Consider the following 20,903-nt stretch of genomic DNA (forward strand, 5'->3'; position numbering starts at 1 on the left):
AGGACAGGTGGGCGCAGGGCGCCCACCGGGGGCCTGGATCAGGCCTGGGCTTCGCCCTTGTCAGCAGCAGCCTTCTTGGCCGGTGCGCGACGGGCCGGCTTGCCTTCTTCGGCAGCAGCGGCGTCGGCGAACTCTTCTTCACGCACCGAAGCAGCGTGCGGAGCAGCAGCCTTGCCTTCCAGCACGGCGTCGGCAGCGGCGCGGGCGTACAGCTGCACAGCGCGGATGGCGTCGTCGTTGCCCGGGATCGCGTAGTCGACCAGTTCCGGGTTGTAGTTGGTGTCGACCACGGCGATGACCGGGATGCCCAGCTTCTTGGCTTCCTTGATCGCGATGTCTTCGTGGCCGATGTCGATCACGAAGATGGCGTCCGGCAGACGGTTCATGTCCTTGATGCCGCCCAGCGAGGCTTCCAGCTTGTCGCGCTCGCGACGCAGGCCCAGCACTTCGTGCTTGACCAGCTTCTCGAAGGTGCCGTCGGATTCACCGGCTTCCAGTTCCTTCAGGCGGGCAACCGACTGCTTGACGGTACGGAAGTTGGTCAGGGTGCCGCCCAGCCAACGCTGGTTCATGAACGGCATGCCGCAACGCTCGGCTTCTTCACGGATGGTTTCGCGGGCGCTGCGCTTGGTGCCCAGGAACAGGACGGTGCCGCGCTTCTGGGCAACCGACGAGATGAAGTTCATCGCGTCGTTGAACAGCGGGACGGTCTTTTCCAGGTTGATGATGTGGATCTTGCCGCGGGCGCCGAAGATGTACGGAGCCATCTTGGGGTTCCAGTAGCGGGTCTGGTGGCCGAAGTGGACGCCGGCTTCCAGCATCTGACGCATGGTGACCTGGGGCATTGCAATACTCCTGATGGGGAACCGGCGATTCCGCCCGCGGGATAGGTATGCGGGACGCATGGAAGCGCTGATGGTTCCGGGGTTGGGCTTCCCTGTTGCCTCCGTGGCCGAACTCCTCGCGGAGCACCCCGGCACGGATGGGGGCAACAAGTGTGGATTCGCCGATGACGTACGGCGTGGACGGTATTCCGCGCACAGGGCGGCAGGACATCCCGGCGATTATAGCCCGGCGGAGGCGTCCGCTGCAATTGCGGGTCTGGGCGCAGACAGGACCTGCGCCTCTCCATCCTGCAGACGGGCCCGGAAGCGGCCGCCGCGGTAGCCGTCGGCACGGGCCGGCAGCTGCCAATGGCGCTCCCGGTCGGCGAGTACATACCCGGCGAGACCCGGCAGCAGCACGTGCGGCTCGCCCTGCGCGTCCTCGTATACGAGGTCGCTGAGGCGGGCGTGGCGAGGCCCCTCATTATGCAGTCTCAGCTCGGGCTGCGCCGCATTGCCGGCTGTCTCCACCCAGAGACGAGCCCGCGCGTCGGCGGGATCACTGCCGCGGAACAGTGGCAGGGAATAGCGGGGCTGCCGGCGGTCATCGGGGGTCAGCAGCACCCGGTAGGCCTGTTCCGCGGCGACCGGTGCGGGCGTGCGTGGCAGCAGCCAGACCCGTTGGCGGGCGCCGGCGGGCAGGTCGATCAGGGTGGGGCTGGCCAGGACCTGCTCGCTGCGCTGCAGCCGTTCGGCACCGGTCTGCTGGTCCCAGGCCCAGATCTGCAGGCGCCCGCGCCAGGGCGCCGGGCCGGGGTTGTGCAGCCACAGTTCGGTGCGGCCGCCGGCCGCGGGCAGCTGCAGGGTGGTCGGCACCAGTTCCAGTGCCGCCGCCGGCAGGGGCAGCAGCAGGGCCAGCAGGCCGGGCAGCCAGCGCCTGAGCATCAGAAGTAGACCGTGGGTGGTTCGGGCAGCACGGGGCCGCCTTCGTCCCCGGTCGGCGGTGCGAGCTCGCGGACCTGTGCGGGCAGGGCAGGTGCCTCGCTGTACTGTGCGGGGACCGGGCAGGGGGCGGTCGTGCCTGGCGCGGTGGCGCAGCCTTCGACCACCACCAGGCGGATCTGCAGCGGGGTGGCCGCCGGCTCGGCATGGGCGGTCATGCTGGCTGCCAGGATGGCTGTCATCGATAACGCACGTACCACTGGCCGTCTGCCCTGCTGGAAATCCCTGAGCGCGGTATCGGCCGCGATCGGCGGATCTGTAGCGTCGACACTGAAAAAGGCGCAGTCGAGCATGGCTCGACTCAACGAAAAGCACGGTCCAGGGCGCGCGGGCTCAATAGGTGATGGTCACCGTGATCCGGTCATTGTAGGTGCCGGCCGGCGGCTGTCCGGTCACCGGCGGCACGCGGCCGTAGATGGTCAGCTGCTGCGCCGTGCCAGTGCCGGTGCCGCTGGCGGTGTCCACGGTGAGGGTGTTGCCCCAGCGCTGGCTGCGCGCGGCATCGCGGTACAGCTCGTAGCCCACGTAGTACCTGCTGCCGCCGATGGTCGTGCTCATCCGCCGGGTGCTGGTGGCGGCGGGGTTGTTCTGACCGTTGTCGAGGCTGACCTGGTAGGCGGTGTTCTTCAGGCAGGTCAGGGTCAGGGTGGCGGTCTGGTCGATGTTGGCGGGGATGCCGCCGGTGACGTTGCCGAAGTTCATGTCGGTGGTGACGTAGCTGCCACACAGCGGCAGCACGTTGGCGGTGGCGGTGAAGCTGAAGGCCGCGCTGGCCGTGGCGGTGCCGGTGGCGCCGCCGTTGCACGCCGCCGGCACCGTCGCGGTGCCGAGCAGGACTTCGTTCCAGGCCCAGGTGAGCACCACGTTGGCACCGCTGAAGGTACTGCTGTAGGCACCGGAGGCCAGCACCTGGTTGGCCGGGATCTGCGCCGTCAGGCTGGTGCTCTGTGCGCCACTGCCGCCGGTCAGCACTGGCACGCTGTAGCTCATGGTCAGTTCCTGCGCCGGCGGTGTGCCGCGCGGCACCAGACCGGTGACCTGGCTGAGGCTCGGGGTGTTGTAGAGCTGGAAATTCATGGTGTCGCTGGTACTGGTGGTCATCGTCCGCCAGGTGGCGTTGCTGCCGCCAGTGCCGGGGCCAATGCCCACGCAGACCCGCACCCCGGTGGAGGCCAGCAGGCTCAGCGCGGCTGTATTGCAGGTGACGGTGATGTTCAGCGTGGCGGTGGTGGGGCCCGCTGCGAGGCTGTTGATGGTGTTGAAGGGGAGGGTCGGGTTGGCGGTCGCCACGCAGGTCGCGGCGGCCCGGGCCGGCGCCACCACCACCAGGCCGGCCAGCAGCGACAGGGCCAGCAGCAGATGGCGGGCTGTCATGGCGCGGTCTCCGGCATGCATTGCAAGGCGGCCGGGCGCGGCTGCGCGCCGCTGGCCACCACCTGCGGCTGCTCCGGCACGCGGGAACGGCAATGGCCGTTGCTGGTGGTGACGTACAGCGTGGTGCCGGGGCTGACGTCCTCCAGGTACAGCAGGCCGTCGTAGCCCACCGTGGCCCGGCGGCCATCCGGCAGCCGGACCTCGCTGCCGGCCTCCAGCGGTTGGCCCTGCAGGTCCTGCAGGATCAGCGTCACCGACGGCCGTGCGCGCAGCTTGAAGGTCACCCCGGTACCGGCCCGCTGGCGCGGCGTGACCCAGTCCTCGATGCGGTCGGCGCGCATGTCCGCCGGCAGGTCCAGGGTGTCGATCGAGACGCGGTTGCGCTGCCAGGACAGCAGCGGGCTGACCAGCAGCAGGCCGCGGTCGTCGGTCACGCCGATCAGCCGGTTCTCCAGCCGCACCGGCACGCCGCCGACGCCGCTGGTACTGACCACCGCGAAGGCGTCGGAGACTTCGCGCGTGGCGAAGGTATGCCCGTCCATCCACACCAGGCTGCCACTGGCGCTGGCATAGGCGAAGTTCAGCCCGCCCTGGCGTGATGCGCCGAACGAATAGCGGCCGACGTCGTTGAGGATGCCGACCTCGGCCAGGCCGCCGGTGCCGTCGTCGCCCTGGCGGACCTGGGCGCGCCAGCCGATGCCGCTGGCGCTGCCATCGCCCGGGACCGGCTGGGTGACATCGGTCACCCAGCTCTGGGTGCCGCCGTTGCGCTGGCTGGACACGCTGGCCTGGCGGTTGTCGCCCAGGCTGGCGGTCAGTGACAGGTAGATGCTGCGATCCTCGGATGTGTCGAGGTTCTGGTTGACCGACAGGTAGGCCGACCAGCGCGGGCTCCAGCTGCGGGACCAGAACAGGCTGGCATAGCGGTTGTCGTCGCCGTCGGGGTAGCGCAGCCGCAGGTAACTGGCGCTGAGAGTGCCCAGTTTCAACAGGTCCACGCCGACGGTGGCCTGCTCGCTGATGCTGGGTGGCAGGTTGTCCTGCAGTGCGCCCAGGTCGCGGAAATCGCCATGGCTGCGCACGCTGCGCAGGTTGAAGTTGAAACGGCGGTTGTTCCAGCTGTAGCCCACCGCCCGTTGCCCGCCCTGCAGGCCCTGGTAGCGGCTGTGCGCGTAGGCCAGGTTGACCACGCCGGCGCTGCCCAGCTGCCACCAGCCGCCCAGGCCGGCCTCGGCCAGGCCGGCGCCGCCCTCGGCATGGGCCTCGCCGGTGAAGCGGTCGCTGATGCCGCCGCGCCAGTTGGCGCTGGCCACGGTACGGTCGTCGTAGGCGAAGGAGCGCTCGCCGAACTGCTCGCGCAGCCGGCCCACGCCCAGCGACCAGTCCGACAGGCCCTTGGCCAGCAGCTGTTGGGTGCCGTAGAAACTGAAGTCCAGGGTCTGCATGCGGCCGAACGCATCGGTCACCACCACCTGTGCGCTGCCGGTGCCGCTGATGCCTGGCTGCGCAGCCAGCTGGAACGGGCCGATCGGGACCTGGCCGCTGTATTGGCGCAGGCCGTCCACGTAGAGCTCGACGGTGGAGGGGACCACTGCCTGGCCGAGGAACGACGGGGTCGGGGTCAGCACGCGGTAAGGCTGCAGCCCATAGTTGCGGCCGATCTGGATGCCGCCCAGACGCACCGGCCGTGACCAGTCGACGAAGCCGCTGTAGAAATCACCCACTTCCAGGGTCAGTGCCTGCTCGGGGAAATCCAGGGTCCAGCGCGTGTCCAGGCGCACGCTCTCCCCGCGCCAGTGGCGATCCTCGGCCTGCTGGTAGCGGCGGCTGATGGCCGTGTTCTCGAACGTGCCGTCGCCGAGCCCGAAGATGCGCAGTTCCGAGCCCACGCTGAGGTTGGCCAGATCATCGACGCGGCTGCCGTAGACGTCGTAGTTGAACAGCACGCCGGGTGAGGCCTTGCCGCTGGGCGCACTCACCTGCGGGCGGCTGAGTACGGTGGTCGGCAGAGTCAGCTGGTCCAGCGGCACGTCCAGTGCGAGGGTCTGCAGGCCAGCGTCATAACGCACCACCACGCCGGTGAGCTGGTCCAGGAAGACCGGTGCCTGGCCAGTGGCGTTGAAGCCGAGCTGGCGCAGCACCTCGGGGCTGGCCTGCAGGCGGCCACGATTTTCGACGAAGGGCAGCAGCCCGCGCGGCGTGCTGTTCAACAGCACGTCCAGGTACAGGGTCTGGGTGGCGGTGAGCGGGGTCGGCGCCGGCAGGATCGCATCGACCGACACCCCGGCGACATCGGCGGCAAACGTTGCTGCGGGAGCGAGGGCTGCACCCAACAGCGCGCTCACCAGGACCTCAGCGAGCCGGTGGGGGCGATAGCGGTGTCTGCGCGGACTCGCCATTGAGCTTGGCCGTGATCTGGTCGTTGTCGCGGTCGATCGCCGTGCGTTCCAGTGGCCAGCGCATCACCTGGCCGGGCAGCACATAGCCAAGCAGGCCCGGATGGATGATGCGCGGCCGCTTGGCGCTGCCCAGCGCCAGGTCGGCGATCTGCGCATAACTGTTGCCGCTGTTGCGGATTTCCACTCCGTTTCGGCCATCGCCCAGGCGCACCAGCTGGGCCTGCAGCTGCGGCGCCAGCTTGCCGCCGCCGGGCTGGATGAACACGGGGATGGAGTAACGGAGGACGAACTGCATGCCTTCGGCGCGGGTGGACAGGTCCGGCACCTCGTCGACGATCAGGCGGTAGTACTGCTGGCTGGCCGGCGGCTGCGGGTCGGTGCGCATCACCCGGATCAGCTGCTGCTGGCCGGCCGCCATTTCCTGCATTGGCGGGGTGGCCATCAGGTCGGTGGTGGGCAGCAGCTGCTCCTCGCCGTCCTGCTGGCTCCAGCGGTAGACCCGCACCTGCACCTTCACCGGTGACGCACCACTGTTGGTGAGCCACAGTTCGGCGGCGCGCTGGCGCGGGTCCATCTGCAGGCTGGTGGGCGCCACCTGCATGCTGGTGGCCGCCGCTGCTGGAGCCGACAGGACGAGGCCGAGCAGCAGCGCCACCCCGGTGGCGAACCACGGGTGGGGCAGGGTCATCCGATGCCACCCCATTAATAGGTGATCGTGGCGGTGACCGTGTCCAAGTAATTACCGGCCGCGGCGTTGTTGGTACTCAGGTTGGTGATCTGGCCATACACCTGGTAGGGAACCGCCAGGCCCGTGCCGATGCCGGCCTGGGTATTGGTGCCCGAGGTGGCGCCCCACACCAGGGTGCGCGCGGCGTCCTGGTACAGCTGGTAGCCGACATAGTTGTTGGCAGTCACCGCAGCATTGGTGTTCTTCATCCGGCGGGTGGTCACGTCATTGGCGGTGCCCGCGTTGGCGCCAGCATTGAGCGAGATCGTGTACGGGGTCAGTGCCGAGCACTGCGCCGTGACCGAACCCTGGGCCAGGGTGGGGGTGGCGGTGGTCGACGCGGCCGTGCCGAAGTCGACGTTGGTGGCCGCGGCTGCGGTAATCGTGCAGGCCTTGGTGACGATCAGGGTGACGTTGAACGTGGTCGTGTCGGCGGCGGCGGCTGGGCCGGCCAGAGCCAGGGCGAGGGCCCAGGCCAACGGGGAACGTACGGCAGATCGCATGGACAACCTCCCTGACCCGAAGGTCTGTTGAACAGGACGGTGCGGCACGTTCTGAGCCGCGTTGACGACGGTCCCGTTCAGCCTAGGCCGGGTAAGTGTCTGTATTCAGTGATATTTGCGTCTGACAAAGCGCGGGGTGGGTCACGTTTTCACGGTCCTTGCCGGATCCGTGCATCGTCAGTACGCCCAGTTGGGTGGCGTTCGTTCAGATTGCGGCCGGATCGGCGATAATGGGTGCCATGAGCGTGAATCTGAAAACCCCGCAGGAAATCGAGGCGATGCGCATCGCCGGCCGCCTGGCCAGCGAAGTGCTCGACATCGTCACCCCCCACGTCAAGCCCGGTGTCACCACCGAGGAGCTGGACCGCATCTGCCACGACCACATCGTGAACGTGCAGGGCGCCACGCCGGCCAACGTCGGCTACCGCGGCTTCCCCAAGAGCGTGTGCACCTCGGTCAACAATGTCATCTGCCACGGCATCCCCAGCGAAGGGAAGGTGCTCAAGGACGGCGACATCATCAACATCGACGTCACCGTCATCAAGGACGGCTGGCACGGCGATACCAGCCGCATGTACTTCGTCGGCACGCCGTCGGTGATGGCCCGCCGCCTGGTCGAAGCCACCTACGAAGCGATGTGGCGCGGCATCCGCGCGGTGCGTCCGGGCGCGACCCTGGGCGACATCGGCCATGCCATCCAGAGCTATGCCGAAGGCGAGCGTTTCAGCGTGGTGCGCGAGTACTGCGGCCACGGCATCGGCAAGGTCTACCACGATGAACCACAGGTGGTGCATTACGGCCGCCCGGGCCAGGGCCTGGTGCTGCAGCCGGGTATGACCTTCACCATCGAGCCGATGATCAACGAGGGCACCCGCTACAACAAGGTGCTGCCGGACGGCTGGACCGTGGTGACCAAGGACCGCAAGCTGTCGGCGCAGTGGGAGCACATGATCGCGGTCACCGAGACCGGCGTGGACGTGCTGACCCTGTCGCCGGGCGAATCGCAGGTCTCCTGACGATGCTGCCGGCGGGTTCACTGCTGGACGCGCCGGCCGATTCGCTCGAGGATCCCGAATGGGCGTCTGCCGCACGGCAGGCGCTGCAGCAGGCCGATGCGCGCCTGTACCGCCGCTTCGACCAGGGCGACAACATCGAGCGCCTGATCGCGCTGCGCGCGCGCGCAGCCGACCACCTGATCCGCCTGGCCTGGCAGCGCTGCGTGCCGGCCGGCAGCGGGTTGTCGGTGTTCGCGGTGGGTGGCTACGGTCGCGGTGAACTGTTCCCGCGCTCGGACATCGACCTGCTGGTGTTCGGTGATGCGCCTGCGCAGCTGGCCCATGAGGCCGGACTGTCGCGCCTGTTCGCACTCCTGTGGGACTGCGGCCTGGCGGTCAGCCATGCCGTGCGTTCGGCGGCGCAGTGCCGCGAGGCTGCCGCCGACCAGACCGTGCTGACCGCACTGATCGAAGCCCGCCCGGTCGTGGCCGACGATGCGGCCCGGCGCGCGCTGCGCGGGGCCATCGACGACCGCGAACTGTGGCCGGCACGCACCTTCTTCCTGGCCAAGCTGGAAGAGCTGCGCAACCGCCACCAGCGCTTCGGCGATACCGCCGACAACCTGGAGCCGGACCTGAAGGACGGCCCCGGCGGCCTGCGCGACCTCAACACGCTGGGCTGGATGGCGCTGCGCGCCTTCGGCGTGCGTGACCTGGAAGCGCTGGTCGGACTGGGCCACTTGGGCGCCGATGAAGCGGCCGCACTGAAGCGCGAGCGCGCGGTGCTGGCACGCCTGCGTTTCGGCCTGCACCTGGTGGCGCGCCGCCCGGAAGAGCGCCTGCGCTTTGATTACCAGAAGACCCTGGCCGCGCGCCTGGGCTTCGAAGACGACGCCGAGAACCTGGGCGTCGAGAAGATGATGCAGGGCTTCTACCGCGCCGCCCTGGTGGTGCGGCGGATCAGCGACCGCCTGCTGCAGCGCTTCGAGGAGCAGTTCGACGGCGAGGCGCAGCCGGAACCGTTGACGGTGGGCTTTTCGCTGCGCCGCGGCTATCTGGCCGCCAACGATGCCGAGTGGCCGTGCGGTGACGTCGGCCAGGTATTCGCCCTGTTCGCAAGCTGGGCCAACAACCCGCAGATTCGCGGCCTGCATTCGCTGACCGCACGCGCGCTGGCCGAGGCGCTGCCGCTGCTGCCGGCCTACGACCGCGCCGATGCCAATGCCCGCGAACAGTTCATGGCCCTGCTGCGCGGCCAGCGTCCGGTCGACACGCTGTCACGCATGGCGCGGCTGGGCGTACTCGGGCAGTGGATTCCCGCCTTCGCCCAGGTCAGCGGGCGCATGCAGTTCGACCTGTTCCATGTGTACACGGTCGACCAGCACACGCTGATGGTCCTGCGCAACATCGGCCTGTTCGCCAGCAGCCGTGCCGACGAACGCTTCTCGATCGCCCACGAAGTCTGGCCGCGCCTGCGCAAGCCCGAACTTCTGCTGCTGGCCGGCCTGTTCCATGACATCGCCAAGGGCCGCGGCGGCGACCATTCCGAACTGGGGGCGGTGGACGCGCGTGCGTTCTGCCACGCCCATGCGCTGAGCGGCAGCGATACCGAACTGGTGGCCTGGCTGGTGGAGCAGCACCTGCGCATGTCGGTGACCGCGCAGAAGCAGGACATCGCCGATCCGGTGGTGATCCATCGCTTCGCTACCCTGGTCGGCAGCCGCGACCGCCTGGACTACCTGTACCTGCTGACCTGCGCCGACATCGCCGGCACCAGCCCCAAGCTGTGGAACGCGTGGAAGGACCGGCTGCTGGCCGATCTGTACTTCGCCACCCGGCGCGCGCTGCGCGATGGATTGGAGCACCCGATGCCGGCCGCCGAACGCGTGGCCGAGGCGCGCGACAGCGTGCGCGCGCTGGTGCGCGAGCAGGGCTACGACGATGCCACCATCGACCGCCAGTTCGCGGTGATGCCCGACGAGGGCTTCATGCGCCTGCGCCCGGAACAGCTGGCCTGGCAGGCCTCGGCGCTGGTACCGATCAAGCAGGGCCACACCCTGGTGAAGGTGCGCCGGATCAGCGTGGACGACCCCGCGCTGGAGGTGTTCGTGCACTCGCCCGACCGCGATGGCCTGTTCGCCGCGATCGTGATGACCCTGGACCGCAAGGGCTACGGCATCCATCGCGCACGCGTGCTGGATGGCCCGTCGGACACCATTTTCGATACCTTCGAAGTGAGCCCGGCCGACACCTTCGCCGATGGCAGCAGCGCCAACCTGGAAGCCGCACTGCGCGAAGCGCTGGGTGGCGACCTGACCCTGCTGCGCCCGTCGCGACGTGTGGTGCCCCGCCAGCTGCGCCACTTCCGTTTCGCGCCGCGCATCGAGTTCCGCGATGAACCCGGCGCGACCCGATTCGCCCTGGTCGCCCCCGACCGCCCCGGCCTGCTGGCCGACGTGGCGTTCGTGCTGCGCAACCAGGGCCTGCGCGTGCATGACGCGCGCATTGCCACGTTCGGCGAACGCGCCGAAGACACCTTCGTGATCAGTGACGAACACGACCTCCCCCTGACCGAACCCGCCCGGCAGCAGCTGCATGACGCAATGCTGGCCTGCCTGGACCCTGATCGAAACGCCGGAGACCCCACCTGATGGCCACCAAGCCCGTGAAAAAGACTGCTGCGACCGCCAAGAGCGCAGCGGCGAAGAAGACTGCCGCACCGAAGAAGGCCGTCCCGGCCAAGACGCCGGTGAAGAAGGCTGCTGTTGCGAAGAAGCCGGTCGCGAAGAAGGCCCCGGCCAAGAGCGCCGAAGCCGCACGCGCCGAAACCATTGCCCGCAAGTCGCTGCGCAAGCCGCCGGTGCCGGGTGTGGAAGAACTGAAGTTCGGCATCGAAAGCGCCTTTGAGCGCCGCGCCACGCTGACCCTGCATGAGCTGGAAGGGTCCACCCGTCCGCTGGTCAACCGCGTGATCGATGGCCTGGAAACCGGTGAATTCCGCGTTGCCGAGCCGGACGGCCACGGTGGCTGGAAGGTCAACGAGTGGCTGAAGAAGGCCGTGCTGCTGTACTTCCGTGTCAACGACATGGCCGTGGTCGACGCACGCCCGGCGCCGTTCTGGGACAAGGTCGAATCGCGCTTCGCCGGCTATGACGAAGCGAAGTTCCGTCGCGCTGGCGTGCGCGTGGTGCCGGGTGCGATCGCCCGTCGCGGCACGTACTTCGGCAAGGACGTGGTGCTGATGCCGAGCTTCACCAACATCGGCGCCTACGTCGGCGAAGGCACCATGGTCGACACCTGGGCCACCGTCGGTTCCTGCGCGCAGATCGGCCAGCACTGCCACCTGTCCGGCGGCGCCGGCATCGGCGGCGTGCTCGAGCCGCTGCAGGCCAGCCCGACCATCATCGAAGACCACTGCTTCATCGGTGCGCGTTCGGAAGTGGTGGAAGGCGTGGTCGTCGGCCACCACAGCGTGATCGGCATGGGCGTGTTCCTCAGCCAGAGCACCCGCATCTACAACCGCGCCACCGGCGAGATCACCTACGGCTACATCCCGCCGTACAGCGTGGTGGTGTCCGGCTCGCTGCCGAGCAAGGACGGCACCCACTCGCTGTACTGTGCGGTGATCGTCAAGCAGGTCGATGCCAAGACCCGCAGCAAGACCAGCGTGAACGACCTGCTGCGCGGCCTGGCCGACTGAAGGTGACTGCGCCGGAGGACCTGGCGCCGTCGGCGATCTACCGGCATCCGTCCGACAGCCTGTTCGGACGGGTGCTGCCGCGCCTGTTGCATGCCCCACGGTGGACCCGGCTGCGCCGCGCGCTGTCGCGGCGCTGGCCGATGCCCATGCTGGCCAGTGACGTGCGCGATGTGGTCTACGTGAGCTGGTGGGTGGATGTGCGGCACGCGCTGCCGCCGCCCCCCGGCCATCATTACGTCGTGCATGAAGGGCGCACGCCCTACACGATCCTCAGCTACCGCCACGGCCACTTCGGCCCGCGTGCGGCCGGACCGCTGCGTGCGCTGATGCCCTTGCCACGGCAGAGCAACTGGCGCTGGTACCTGCGTCGCGACGACGCTCCGCAGGGAGCGCCGGTGGTGCTGTTCGACCGCAACGTGATGGACCAGCTGGCCTTCGTGGCCGGCGCGCGCGCGTTCAGCGATGCCATGCAGCCGCATCTGTCCACGCGCTTCGAGCATGTGGTGCGCGCCGATGGCGGTGGACACACCCTGATCGAAGGCGGGCAGGGCAGTGCCCCGGGCCTGCACCTGCAGTGGCGCGCGGCCGAAGGTCCTGCGGCCGATGCATGGGTCACTGCGTTCGGTGGTCGTGACGCCCTACTGCGCTTCCTGACCTGCCAGGACGAGGCCATTGCCCGCACCTGCGACCAGCGTTGGGCCAGCACCCGCATCGATCTGCCGGTGGACATCGCCCAGCTGCAGCCGCTGCAGCTGCAGGGCGAGCTGCATTGCCCGCGCCTGCAGGCGATGGGCGTGGACCTGGCCGAGGGGCTGGCCCTGCGCCTGCCATCGGTGCCGTTCCGGGTCGTGTCCGAGCGCCTGTTGTGAGATTCTGGCCCTCTGTTTTCCTGCATCACAGATGGCCATGAGCACCACTGTCTACGGTTTGAAGAACTGCGATACCTGCAAGAAGGCGACCAAGTGGCTGGACCGCTTCGGCGTGCCGTACACCTTCGTCGACTACCGCGACAACAAACCCAGCCCGGAAACCCTGCTGGAGTGGGCCGCGCAGCTGGGCGGCCTGGCCGCGATGGTCAACAAGTCGTCCACCACCTGGCGGCAGCTGCCGGACAACCGCAAGGCGGCTGATTCGGATGCCGAGTGGAAGCTGCTGCTGCGCGAGTACCCGCAGCTGATCAAGCGCCCTGTCGTGGTGACCGCCGACGGCACGGTCAGCCAGGGCTTCAGTGACAACGGCTTCAAGGCACGCTTCGGCGTGGGTGGCGCGTGAGCGCCGTCCTCGACCTGACCTGCGACCTGATCGCGCGGCCGTCGGTGACGCCGGATGATGCGGGCTGCCAGGCGCTGCTGTCCGTGCGCCTGCAGCAGGCTGGTTTCCAGTGCGAACATCTGCGCCTGGGCGAGGTCGACAACCTGTGGGCGACCCACGGCAGCGGCGCACCGGTGCTGGTGCTGCTGGGCCACACCGACGTGGTGCCGCCGGGCCCGCGCGAGGCGTGGCAGAGCGATCCGTTCACCCCGGAGATCCGCGACGGCGTGCTGTACGGCCGTGGCACCGCCGACATGAAGGGCAGCGTGGCGGCTTTCGTCATCGCCGCCGAGCAGTTCGTGGCCGCGCATCCTGACCATGCCGGCACGCTGGCCGTGCTGCTCACCAGCGACGAGGAAGGCGATGCCATCGACGGCGTGCGCCATGTCGCGCGCCTGTTCTCCGAGCGTGGCCAGCGCATCGACTGGTGCATCACCGGCGAGCCTTCGTCGACGGTGACGCTGGGCGACCTGCTGCGCGTCGGCCGCCGCGGCAGCCTGTCGGCCAAGCTGCGCGTGCAGGGCGTGCAGGGCCACGTGGCCTACCCGGACAAGGCGCGCAATCCGATCCACCAGGCGGCGCCGGCGCTGGCCGAACTGAGTGCGCGGCGCTGGGACGAGGGCTATGAGAGCTTCCCGCCCACCAGCCTGCAGATCTCCAACATCCATGCCGGCACCGGCGCCAACAACGTGATTCCCGGCGAGCTGGAGGTGGATTTCAACATCCGCTACAACCCGCACTGGGATGCGCCGAAGCTGGAAGCGGAGATCAGCGCGTTGCTGGACCGGCACGGCCTGCAGTACACGCTGAAGTGGCACCGCAGCGGCGAGCCGTTCTACACCCCGGAAGGCCCGCTGCGTGCGGCCGCGCGTGCGGTGCTGGCCGAACACATCGGCCATGCCCCGGAAGAAAGCACCGGCGGTGGCACCTCCGATGCGCGCTTCATCGCACCGCTGGGTGCGCAGTGCATCGAAGTGGGGCCGGTCAACGCCAGCATCCACCAGGTGGACGAGAACGTGCGCGTGGACGAGCTGGAGGCCCTGCCGGGCCTGTACCAGCGGCTGGTGGAGCGCCTGCTGGTGTAACCCCGCAATCCCGCCCGGGTGGGTGCCGACCGTTGGTCGGCACAGTGGCGACCCCGCAGTTGGTGGGTGCCGACCGTTGGTCGGCACGGCTCCTGTGGTTGCCAACGCAACTGTTGCACGGCCCCAGAAACCGCGATACGGTCAGTGCCATGTCGATCCACCTGGCCACCGCCGTCAACAATTCCAACCGCAATAATCTGCGCGGGAATAACCGTGCGCGCAATCGTGCGCGGCCGATGCGGGACTGCGCCCTGGGTAGATAGACAGCAACATACGCCCGGACACCAGAAAACCCGCATTGGCCGATGCGGGTTTTTTTGTGCCCGGGCGCAGCCCTCCCGGGCCTGGTTGGCCGGTCGAACACCTTCCCCCCGTGTAATCCCCCACAACAGGAGCGCCACCCATGTGTTCGATCTTCGGAATCTTCGGCCTGCAGGCCGGTGACGATCTTCCCGCCCTGCGCCGCCACGCGCTGGAACTGTCGCAGCGCCAGCGCCACCGCGGCCCGGACTGGAGCGGCGTGTACCTGGACGAAGGCGCGCTGCTGGTCCACGAGCGCCTGGCCATCGTCGACCCGGCCGGCGGCTCGCAGCCGCTGCTGTCGGCCGACGGCCAGCTGGCCCTGGCGGTCAACGGCGAGATCTACAACCACCAGGCCCTGAAGGCCGCGCTGACCACCGCGTATGACTTCCAGACCGGTTCGGACTGCGAGGTGATCAACGCGCTGTACCGCCAGGGCGGCTCGCCGGCGCAGTGGCTGGAACAGCTCAACGGCATCTTCGCCTTCGCCCTGTGGGACCGGGATGCCGGCCGCGTGCTGGTCGCCCGCGATCCGGTCGGCGTGGTGCCGCTGTACTGGGGCCACGATGCGCAGGGGCGCCTGCGCGTGGCCTCGGAAATGAAGGCGCTGGTGGATTCCTGCGCCGACGTCGCGCAGTTCCCGCCGGGCCACTACTACGACAGCGCCAGCGGTGAGCTGGTGCGCTACTACCGGCAGCCGTGGCGCGAATACGCCGACGTGGAAGGCCGCCAGGCCGACCTGGCCGAACTGCGCCAGGCCTTCGAACAGGCGGTCGAGCGCCAGCTGATGAGCGACGTGCCGTACGGCGTGCTGCTGTCCGGTGGCCTGGATTCATCGCTGGTGGCCGCCGTGGCCGCGCGTTACGCACGCCGCCGCATCGAGGATGGCGGCCAGAGCGAAGCCTGGTGGCCGCGCCTGCACTCGTTCGCGATCGGGCTGAAGGGCTCTCCCGATCTGGCCGCTGCCGCCATCGCTGCCGAAGCGCTGGGCACCGTCCACCACGGTTTTGAATACAGCTTCGAGGAAGGCCTGGACGTGCTGCCGGAAGTGATCCGCCACATCGAAACCTACGACGTCACCACCATCCGTGCCTCCACGCCGATGTTCCTGCTGGCGCGCCGGATCAAGGCGATGGGCGTGAAGATGGTGCTGTCCGGCGAGGGCAGCGACGAGATCTTCGGTGGCTACCTTTACTTCCACAAGGCGCCGGATGCGCGCGAATTCCACCAGGAACTGGTGCGCAAGCTCGACGCCCTGCACAACTACGACTGCCTGCGCGCCAACAAGTCGATGATGGCCTGGGGCGTGGAGCCGCGCGTGCCGTTCCTCGACCGCGAGTTCCTCGACGTGGCGATGCGTTTCGATGCCGCGCACAAGATGGTCGGCGCCGGCTTCGGTGGCCGCCGCATCGAAAAGGCGGTGCTGCGCGAGGCCTTCGATGGCTACCTGCCCGACAGCATCCTGTGGCGGCAGAAGGAGCAGTTCAGCGATGGCGTCGGCTACGGCTGGATCGATGGCCTGAAGGCGCACGCCGAAGCGCAGGTGAGTGACCGCGTGCTGGCAGCGGCCGACAAGCGCTTCCCGCACAACCCGCCGCAGACCAAGGAGGCGTACTACTACCGCCACCTGTTCGAGCAGTTCTTCCCCAGCCGTGCCGCGGCCGAAACCGTGCCGGGCGGCAAGTCGATCGCCTGTTCCTCGCCGGCCGCGATCGCCTGGGATGCCAGCTTCGCCGCTGCGGCCGACCCGTCCGGCCGCGCCATCGCCGGCGTCCACGAGCAGGCCCTGGCCTGATCTTTCCGCCAGGCATGGCCAGGCGCTACCGGGGAAGGGTAGCGCCGGGCCATGCCCGGCGACCCGGAACGACTTAATCCCCTCCGTCCCCTTTTTTGTATCATCGGGCCCCTGCACATTGGGGAATGTTCATGGACGTACAGACCGGAGGCAGCGTGCCGCCGATGAAATGGGGTTGGCGTTACCTGGCGTGGGCGGCGGTTCCGTTGGCGATCGGCCTGGCGCTGGCGCGCTATGCCGGGCCGGGCGTGCCGTCGGTGGCGTCCAAGGCCGAGGCCGTGGTCGGCAGTGACTGGGCCCACCACCTGGCATCGCCTCTGGGCCTGTTCCTGCTGCAGCTGCTGGTGCTGCTGCTGGTGGCCAAGGGCGCGGGCGCGCTGCTGAAGCATTTCGGGCAGCCGGCGGTGATCGGCGAGATGGCCGCTGGCCTGATGATGGGCCCCCTGGTGCTGGGCAGCCTGCTGCCGCAGCTGCACGGCGCCTTGTTCCCGGCCGCGTCGCTGGGGCCGCTGGGCATGCTCAGCCAGCTGGGCGTGCTGATGTTCCTGCTGGTGGCCGGTGCCGAACTCGACCTGGGCGCGCTGCGTGGCCGCCGCAAATTCGCTTTCACCGTCAGCCATGCCGGCATCGCCGTGCCCTTCGTGCTCGGTGTTGGCCTGGCCATCTGGCTGTATCCGGAGCACGGCCCGCAGGGCGTGGGCTTCACCGCCTTCGCGCTGTTCGTCGGCATTTCCATGAGCATCACCGCCTTCCCGGTGCTGCTGCGCATCCTTGCCGACCGTGGCATCACCCAGACCCCGCTGGGGCAGACCTCCATCGCCTGTGCGGCGCTGGGCGACGCCACGGCGTGGTGCATGCTGGCGCTGATCGTGGCCGCTGCGCAGGCGACCGGCTGGCTGTCGGCCAGCGTCAACCTGGTCTGCGTGGTGCTGTTCATCGCGCTGATGCTGGGTGCGGTGAAGCCGTGGTTCGCCCGCCAGCAGATTGCTCCAGGGCGTGAAGGGCGCTGGCTGCTGGGCATCCTGCTGCTGTCGCTGGCCAGCGCGCTGGTGACCGAAGTGCTGGGCATCCATGCGCTGTTCGGCGCGTTCGCGGCAGGCGTGGCGGTGTCATCCAACGCGCAGCTGCGCGAGCTGCTGGTGGCCAAGGTCGAACCGTTCGCGGCGACCCTGCTGCTGCCGTTGTTCTTCGCGATGACCGGCCTGCGCATGCGCGCCGATGCATTGCAGACCAGCGACATCCTGCTGTGCGTGGTGGTGATCATGGTGGCCACGGCCGGCAAGCTGCTGGGCACCTGGAGTGCCGCGCGCAGCACCGGCATGGAGAATCGCGAAGCCTGGCGCCTCGGCGTGCTGATGAACACCCGTGGCCTGATGGAGCTGATCGTGCTCAACCTGGGCTACGAGCTGGGCCTGCTGGGTGACCGCCTGTTCGCGGTGCTGGTGATCATGGCGCTGGTGACCACGGCGATGACCGGGCCGCTGTTGAACCTGATCGAACGGCGCAAGGCCTGATCCGGTAGCGCCGGGCCATGCCCGGCGAGCGCGCAGCGCGGCGGGATTGTGCGTCGCCGGGCATGGCCCGGCGCTACCCTCTGAGCCTACGCTCGGCTTCGCGCCAGGGTTGCCGGCCAGCGGCCGGCACTACCTTGCTGGGACGAGCTTCAGCACATGCTGCGCCTTGCCCGGCAGGAACGGGGTCGGGCGGCCATGCACCCAGTCTTCGTGGCCGGCGCCCCAGTACGGCGACAGCGGGTGGCCGCTCTGCCCACCCGGCATGTGCACGATGCCGTCGGCTTCATGGCCCGGCGAAACCACCATGCGCTGCGAGGCACCGAAGCTCGGCCCCTGCACGCGCGGCATGTCGCGGTCGCCAGGCAGCTGATCGGCCGGCATGCACAGCCAGCGACGGGTGAAGGCGGGCAGGGCGCGCGAGACCGGGTGGCAGATGTCGGCGACGTTGCGCTCGCCCCAGGTGCGCTGCTGCAGCGGCCCCTGCTTGTCCAGGTCGGCTTCCAGAGTGTGCGCGGCCTTGGCCAGCAGTGCATCCCAGCTGTCCACGCCGGGCGGCAGCAGGTTGGCCGGGCGCTGCTGCAGCATCGGCCAGACCACGCCTTCCAGCTGCGCAAGCCGCGGCGGCAGGTAGTCATCCCCCAGTCGCGCCTTGGCCGGTGCCAGCAGTGCGCTTTCGATGGCATCGAGCACCTCGCCGCGGAAACCGCGCACGATGCGGTAGCTGGTTGAATTTGCCGAGGCACGCACATCCCAGTGTTCGCTGGCGGCGGCCAGGCGCTTCAATGACGGGTCATCGCTGTGCTCGGCGGTTTCGTGCAGCAGCACCCACCAGCGCTGAAGGAACACCGCGCGGTCGTCGAGCTGGATCGCCAGCAGGTCGTGCTCGTCGAAGCGGTCCTGGGTGGCCAGCAGGTTGCGGATCTGCTGGCCGCGTGCGCCCAGGTCGTAGCCGGCGTTGCCGACCACGGCCAGGGTGGCATCGTCGACGACGCGGCTGTTGGCGGTCCACAGCCGCTGCCCGGGCGGATCGATCAGAGCCGGTGCGGCATCGCTGCGGATCGGCCACGGCGCGCAGTCTGCGCTGTCCTGCTGGGTGTTGAAGCCCTGCGGCACGCAGCCGGGGCCGCGGTCCGGGCGTGCACCGACCAGGCGCCAGGCAATGCGCCCGCTGCGGTCGCCGATCACCAGGTTCTGCGCGGGAATGCCGGCGTGGTCGGCGGTCTTCAGCGCCTGGTCGAGGTCACCGGCGCGGGCCATGTCGGCGAAGTCCATGCGCACCGCGCCGGGCAGGTGTGCGACCCAGCGCAGGGCATCGCCGCTGCCATCGGCATGGGTGTGCAGGATCGGGCCCCAGACAGTTTCCCTCACTGGGAACAGCACATCGGGCTTGCCGGCCACGGCGATGCGCTCCTCGTGCACGGTCACCGGCGCATTCGCTGGTTCGCGGCGGAAATCGGCGGTGTCGATGTAGCTGTTGGTGAAGCCCCAGGCCACGTGCCCGTTGCTGCCGACGATGACCGCCGGCACGCCCGGCAGCGAGAAGCCGCTGACATCGACCTGGCCACCCGGTGCCTGCGGATCCGGATAGCGCAGGCGCACGCGGAACCACAGGCTGGGCGCACGCAGGGCCAGGTGCATGTCGTCGGCGATGATGGCGCGACCATCGGCGGTCAGCGCACCGGCCACGGCGAAGTTGTTGCTGCCGACCGCATCGGCGTCGGCGGCAGGTGCGGTGGGCGCGGCGGCCAGCGTGCGCAGGTCCAGCTGGGTGGCATCGGGCAGCACCGCATCGCCGCGCGGTTCGCCCTGCAGGGGCGCGTCCCAGCTGCTGCCGTCGTGGGCCAGCAGCGCATGCAGGGCCGGCGGCACCACGTCGCGGATGCGGCGCAGCGCCAGCTCGTTCTGGTTGCCCGGGTCCTGCAGGTCGGCGTACATGGCCAGCCCGGCCAGCACGCTGTCGCTGGCCTGCCAGGGTGCGGGCGACTGCCGCAGCAGCAGGTAGGCCCAGGGCCGCACCGACAGATCGGCCAGGCCCGCGTTGACCCCGTCCACGTAGGCGCGCACGACCTGCGGGTTGTCGCCCAGGGCCGTGTCCAGGTGCGCTTCGGTGCGCGCGCGCAGCCGGTGCACGCGCATGCGCTTGTCGGCGTCGATGGCCACCGGCCCGAACAGCGCCGACAGTTCGCCTGCGGCACTGCGGCGCATCAGGTCCATTTCGAAATAGCGCTCCTGCGCATGCACATGGCCGAGGGCACGCATGGCATCGGCCTGGCTGCCGGCGGTGATGGTGACCACCCCCAGTGCGTCGCGCTCGATGCTGACCGGCGCGGCCAGCCCGGGCAGGGCCTGTTCGCCCTCCAGTTCAGCCAGGCTGCCGCGCAGCAGCAGCCACAGGACCAGTGCGGTGACCAGCACGATGGCGATGAGTACAGCCAGTATCCAACGCCAGGCACGTCGCATTGCAGGTCCTTCCGGCACTCGTGGGGGGATTGTAGCCGCAGGCGCAACTGCGACTGATTCCGATTAGATCACCGTATTTTGAAATGCGGCACCCTATGCCGCATCGATCCACAGGAGCACCCCCATGAAAGGCAACCCGGACGTCATCGCCTGCCTGAAGGAACTGCTGCGCGGCGAGCTTGCTGCCCGCGACCAGTACTTCATCCATTCCCGCCGCTACGAGGACCAGGGCCTGTTCGCGCTGTACGAACGCCTGAACCACGAGATGGAAGAGGAGACCCAGCACGCCGACGCGCTGCTGCGCCGCATCCTGTTCCTGGGCGGCGACCCGGATATGCGCCCGCATGCCACCGAGCCGGGCAGGACCGTGGAGGAGATGCTGCAGAAGGATCTCGCTACTGAATACGCGGTCCGCAACAATCTCGCCGCCGGCATGAAGCTGTGCGAGGAGAAGGGCGACTACGTGAGCCGCGACATGCTGCTGGCGCAGTTGAAGGACACCGAGGAAGACCACGCCTGGTGGCTGGAGCAGCAGCTCGGCCTGATCAAGCGCATCGGCCTGGAGCTGTACCAGCTGAGCAAGATCGACGGCAACGGCGCCCCGGCGCACTGAGCCGGCACCTCGAGCCGATCTGGTAGGGCCGACTGTTAGTCGGCCGCTTTTCGCAGAGCAGCCGACTGACAGTCGGCTCTACCAAGGGCCCGGAGCAGCCGACCAGCGGTCGGCTCTACCAGGCGCACCAAGCAACGTCGCCCGCCAGCACCGGAGCATCGCGAGCCAGCCTTCGCCAGCCAGCCGCTCCACCGCCCGCCAGCCGACACACGAAAAAGCCGGGGAATCCCCGGCTTTTTCGTGTCTGACGTCCGTGAAAGCGTGTCAACCGAGGTTGACACCTACCAGGAGCGGCGTCCGG

17 protein-coding genes are annotated in these 20,903 nt (G+C 68.9%); 9 read left to right on the forward strand and 8 right to left on the reverse strand.

Annotation, left to right across the window (positions count from 1 at the left end):
* Positions 1–38: 38 nt before the first annotated feature.
* From rpsB to C1925_RS07300, 7 genes are all read right to left on the reverse strand, one after another.
* Entirely contained in the window at positions 39–845 is an 807-nt protein-coding gene (rpsB, locus tag C1925_RS07270; protein WP_108768308.1) for a 30S ribosomal protein S2, read from the reverse strand.
* Positions 846–1,064: 219 nt separating this feature from the next.
* Positions 1,065–1,769, reverse strand: coding sequence for a fimbria/pilus periplasmic chaperone (locus tag C1925_RS07275; RefSeq protein ID WP_108768309.1), 705 nt, complete (start codon positions 1,767–1,769; stop codon positions 1,065–1,067).
* Positions 1,769–1,984 carry a hypothetical protein gene (locus C1925_RS07280; RefSeq protein WP_254051398.1) on the reverse strand — a complete coding sequence of 72 codons (216 nt, stop codon included), beginning with the start codon at positions 1,982–1,984 and terminating at the stop codon, positions 1,769–1,771. The genes C1925_RS07275 and C1925_RS07280 overlap by 1 nt, the downstream gene beginning before the upstream one ends.
* 175 nt (positions 1,985–2,159) lie before the next feature.
* Complete coding sequence (locus C1925_RS07285) at positions 2,160–3,200, reverse strand: spore coat U domain-containing protein (protein WP_108768310.1); 1,041 nt, start codon at positions 3,198–3,200, stop codon at positions 2,160–2,162.
* Positions 3,197–5,545 (reverse strand): fimbria/pilus outer membrane usher protein, encoded by a 2,349-nt coding sequence (locus C1925_RS07290; RefSeq protein WP_254051399.1) that lies wholly within the window; start codon positions 5,543–5,545, stop codon positions 3,197–3,199. Before C1925_RS07290 ends, C1925_RS07285 begins: the two co-directional genes overlap by 4 nt.
* Positions 5,546–5,552: 7 nt before the next feature.
* Positions 5,553–6,302: a molecular chaperone gene (locus C1925_RS07295; protein WP_108768312.1), complete on the reverse strand. Its 750-nt coding sequence runs from the start codon at positions 6,300–6,302 to the stop codon at positions 5,553–5,555.
* Positions 6,302–6,829 carry a spore coat U domain-containing protein gene (locus C1925_RS07300; RefSeq protein ID WP_108768313.1) on the reverse strand — a complete coding sequence of 176 codons (528 nt, stop codon included), beginning with the start codon at positions 6,827–6,829 and terminating at the stop codon, positions 6,302–6,304. The genes C1925_RS07295 and C1925_RS07300 overlap by 1 nt, the downstream gene beginning before the upstream one ends.
* A gap of 239 nt (positions 6,830–7,068) precedes the next feature.
* Between C1925_RS07300 and map the strand changes: the two genes are divergently transcribed.
* The 8 genes from map (at position 7,069) to C1925_RS07340 (ending at position 17,529) form a co-directional block, all read left to right on the forward strand.
* Positions 7,069–7,845: a type I methionyl aminopeptidase gene (gene map, locus C1925_RS07305; protein ID WP_108747792.1), complete on the forward strand. Its 777-nt coding sequence runs from the start codon at positions 7,069–7,071 to the stop codon at positions 7,843–7,845.
* A gap of 2 nt (positions 7,846–7,847) precedes the next feature.
* Positions 7,848–10,475 (forward strand): [protein-PII] uridylyltransferase, encoded by a 2,628-nt coding sequence (locus tag C1925_RS07310; protein ID WP_108768314.1) that lies wholly within the window; start codon positions 7,848–7,850, stop codon positions 10,473–10,475.
* Positions 10,475–11,524, forward strand: coding sequence for a 2,3,4,5-tetrahydropyridine-2,6-dicarboxylate N-succinyltransferase (dapD, locus tag C1925_RS07315; RefSeq protein WP_108768315.1), 1,050 nt, complete (start codon positions 10,475–10,477; stop codon positions 11,522–11,524). Before C1925_RS07310 ends, dapD begins: the two co-directional genes overlap by 1 nt.
* Before the next feature lie 2 nt (positions 11,525–11,526).
* Complete coding sequence (locus C1925_RS07320; RefSeq protein WP_108768316.1) at positions 11,527–12,393, forward strand: hypothetical protein; 867 nt, start codon at positions 11,527–11,529, stop codon at positions 12,391–12,393.
* A 31-nt stretch (positions 12,394–12,424) separates the two neighbouring features.
* Entirely contained in the window at positions 12,425–12,796 is a 372-nt protein-coding gene (locus tag C1925_RS07325) for an arsenate reductase (protein ID WP_174213496.1), read from the forward strand.
* Complete coding sequence (gene dapE / locus C1925_RS07330; protein ID WP_108768317.1) at positions 12,793–13,920, forward strand: succinyl-diaminopimelate desuccinylase; 1,128 nt, start codon at positions 12,793–12,795, stop codon at positions 13,918–13,920. Before C1925_RS07325 ends, dapE begins: the two co-directional genes overlap by 4 nt.
* Before the next feature lie 403 nt (positions 13,921–14,323).
* Positions 14,324–16,015: an asparagine synthase B gene (gene asnB / locus C1925_RS07335; RefSeq protein WP_108768318.1), complete on the forward strand. Its 1,692-nt coding sequence runs from the start codon at positions 14,324–14,326 to the stop codon at positions 16,013–16,015.
* Positions 16,016–16,140: 125 nt separating this feature from the next.
* Entirely contained in the window at positions 16,141–17,529 is a 1,389-nt protein-coding gene (locus C1925_RS07340) for a cation:proton antiporter (protein WP_108768319.1), read from the forward strand.
* Between the two features lie 129 nt (positions 17,530–17,658).
* Here the strand turns inward: C1925_RS07340 and C1925_RS07345 are convergent, their stop codons facing one another.
* Complete coding sequence (locus C1925_RS07345) at positions 17,659–19,989, reverse strand: penicillin acylase family protein (RefSeq protein ID WP_108768320.1); 2,331 nt, start codon at positions 19,987–19,989, stop codon at positions 17,659–17,661.
* 124 nt (positions 19,990–20,113) lie between these two features.
* On the opposite strand from C1925_RS07345, the gene bfr reads away from it, so the two are divergent.
* Complete coding sequence (gene bfr, locus C1925_RS07350; protein ID WP_108768321.1) at positions 20,114–20,602, forward strand: bacterioferritin; 489 nt, start codon at positions 20,114–20,116, stop codon at positions 20,600–20,602.
* Positions 20,603–20,903: the final 301 nt, after the last annotated feature.

The organism is Stenotrophomonas sp. SAU14A_NAIMI4_5 (genome assembly GCF_003086795.1).
Taxonomy (GTDB): Bacteria; Pseudomonadota; Gammaproteobacteria; order Xanthomonadales; family Xanthomonadaceae; genus Stenotrophomonas.